Consider the following 2,243-nt stretch of genomic DNA (forward strand, 5'->3'; position numbering starts at 1 on the left):
CAGTGGGACAAGGGGCAGTTGCCGGAGATGGTCAAGTGGCAGCAGGCATGGCCCGGAAAGGATGGCGCGAGCCCGCTGTTCCAGAGAGTCGATAAGCCGCAGGTGCTCACCACGAAGCGCGGCGACCGCATACAGGCGACCCACGTCTCGTTCGACAACAACCTCACGGTTCTGACGGAGACGATTGCGCGCGTGAGTGGCCGCGAAAGCACGGGACTGGTCGCGCCGCTCGAGTGGCTTGACTATTGAAGGTCTGGCATTGCGGACGTTTCCCGGCGTATGGAAGTCGGAGTCAGGCAGACGACTCTGGTGCGCTGCCGTTTCTCTGTTCGCCGGCACCTGTACGCATGTACGCTCGCCAAGGCGCCAGAAGAAGATGTCGTGCGACCGAGCTCACTGAAGGAAGGGTCGATCGACTTAGTGGCCGTTTCGGGCCCGACAGCTTCGATTGCGTCCTCGTCAAAGCACCTGCCGCCGTGCGCGAGAGAGCAAGCCTCGAAGACTGCCTCGAGCCAGATGCTCCGCGTGCAGTTCTTCGGAGTGTCGACGTTACTATTCGATGACGGGGCCACGTCGATCATGGTCGACGGCTTTCTGACAGGCCGTCATTGGGGCAGATCGTGTTCAACAAACTAGCGCCCGACCGAGACAGGATGCCGAGCAGCGCCACTGTCTGGTTCATGTCGCCCGGCGCATACATCGGTATGTGGGTCATGAGCGCCAACGCCGGAGCATCCGCAAAGTGATCGGCATGGCCGTGCGTCACAAGCAGCACGTTCACCTTGCCGAGCGCCTCGAGGTCTTTGTACTCGGGCGGCGTCATGGGGTTCTGACCCAGCCTGGGATCGGTCACGATGACCTTGCCGCCGGGCGTGGTGATTCGGAACGCCGACTGGCCGAGCCAGAGGACTTCTGTTTTTCCGGCTGCCGCTTCTGCCCATGCGACGGGAATCAGCGCGGCGATCGCAAGGGCAAGCAGCAGGCGAAGCATTGTTCTCATTCTTGTCTCCGGGTCAATCGATGGTGATGTGCGCCGACTTGATGACCCGCCCCCCATCTGCTCATCTCGCTCGCGATCAGTTCGCCAAATGCCTGCGGCGTTGTGGGCGTCGGCTCCGCGCCTTCCGATGCAAGCTGCGCCTTGACCGGTGCCGGCGCTGAGTGACTGGTTGATCTACCAGCATTGTCACATTGACGAAATGCGTGAGCGGAAAATCCCACTTCCAGGCCGATTTCCCGTGTCAGAAGGCGCCGTTCGGAGGATTCGAATACCCAAAACGACCCTTCATTCCCCACTTCCGAGCGAGAAAATCTGGCCAATCCCGTCAACGTGACAATGCGCTCACGACAACGCCGCGCTGCTCATGGTACGGCGATCTCGTCGTCGTTTGCATCCGGTAAGCTTACGCATCGCCAATGTGACAATGCCAATTTAATTGACCGACTGACTGTCAGCACTCGCCCTTCTTGGCGTGGCCTGGCGGGCAGTGGTAGCGATTGTCCTCATGGTGACGATGGTCTTGGTCGTAGTGCTTGCGGGCCTCCCAATCGTGTCGACTCCAATAGCGACGTCCATCGTAGTAGCGCTCGCCATACCAGCCGGGAACAACCACCACCTGTGCAGGCGGAGGCATGTAGACCGGTCGCGGGGCAACGTACACGGGTGGCGGTGCGACGTAGACCGGCGCAGGCGTGCCCACATTGATGTCGATGTTGACCGCGTGCGCGACGCTGGTCAGACCGAGCAAGGCGCATGCGCCTGGTACGAAATAGGAATACTTTTTCATTGCTGTCCGTGGTGGAGTGAGGGCCGCGAGCTTCACCAACGCGTCGGTGGCCTCGCGGTTGACCAGCGCCAAAGGCCGCTGAGCGAATCGATCAATTGAATTCGATCTGGCTCGCCAGCAGCACGCCGTTGACAATCTGGTCTCCCGATACGATGGCCATCGCGCCTCGCGCGGCCATCAACGAAAGTTCACGATTCAATCACGCACCGCGGCACACTCACCATCCTTTGCCATTGGCCGCTGGACGGCGCCTGAGCAAGCGGCTGCGGTCGTGCGGCCTCCGTCAGCCAGTGGCTCGGTTCGGCCACAGGCAGAGGGCTCACCGCGCAGCGTCACAAACATTTCGTCCAGATGCCAGGTCGATCCTGGCTTGCGACGCGCGGCCTTGGCGTGCGCGAAGCTCGCGCCCCTCAAGCGTCTCCGCGCCCGTCGCCACCTCGCTCGTTGGCCCACTTC

The 2,243-nt window shown here is 61.6% G+C and carries 3 protein-coding genes; 1 reads left to right on the forward strand and 2 read right to left on the reverse strand.

Annotated elements, in window-relative coordinates; all coding sequences use genetic code 11:
- On the forward strand, window positions 1-249 hold a 249-nt coding region (locus AC1DY5_RS52230), incomplete at its 5' end, for a hypothetical protein (RefSeq protein ID WP_478122119.1).
- A gap of 328 nt (window positions 250-577) precedes the next feature.
- Here AC1DY5_RS52230 and AC1DY5_RS52235 read toward each other — a convergent pair.
- Entirely contained in the window at window positions 578-991 is a 414-nt protein-coding gene (locus AC1DY5_RS52235; protein WP_478122120.1) for an MBL fold metallo-hydrolase, read from the reverse strand.
- Between the two features lie 460 nt (window positions 992-1,451).
- The gene (locus tag AC1DY5_RS52240; protein ID WP_478122121.1) at window positions 1,452-1,787 is read right to left on the reverse strand and encodes a hypothetical protein; all 336 of its coding nucleotides are present in this window, start codon (window positions 1,785-1,787) and stop codon (window positions 1,452-1,454) included.
- Between the last annotated feature and the right edge of the window lie 456 nt (window positions 1,788-2,243).

Source organism: Variovorax sp. P4_D9, from assembly GCF_056401695.1.

Excerpts from the sequence above, each read along its gene's own strand:
- AC1DY5_RS52235 (WP_478122120.1), bottom strand. The coding sequence starts at position 991 with ATGCTTCGCCTGCTGCTTGCCCTTGCGATCGCCGCGCTGATTCCCGTC.
- AC1DY5_RS52240 (WP_478122121.1), bottom strand. The coding sequence starts at position 1,787 with ATGAAAAAGTATTCCTATTTCGTACCAGGCGCATGCGCCTTGCTCGGT.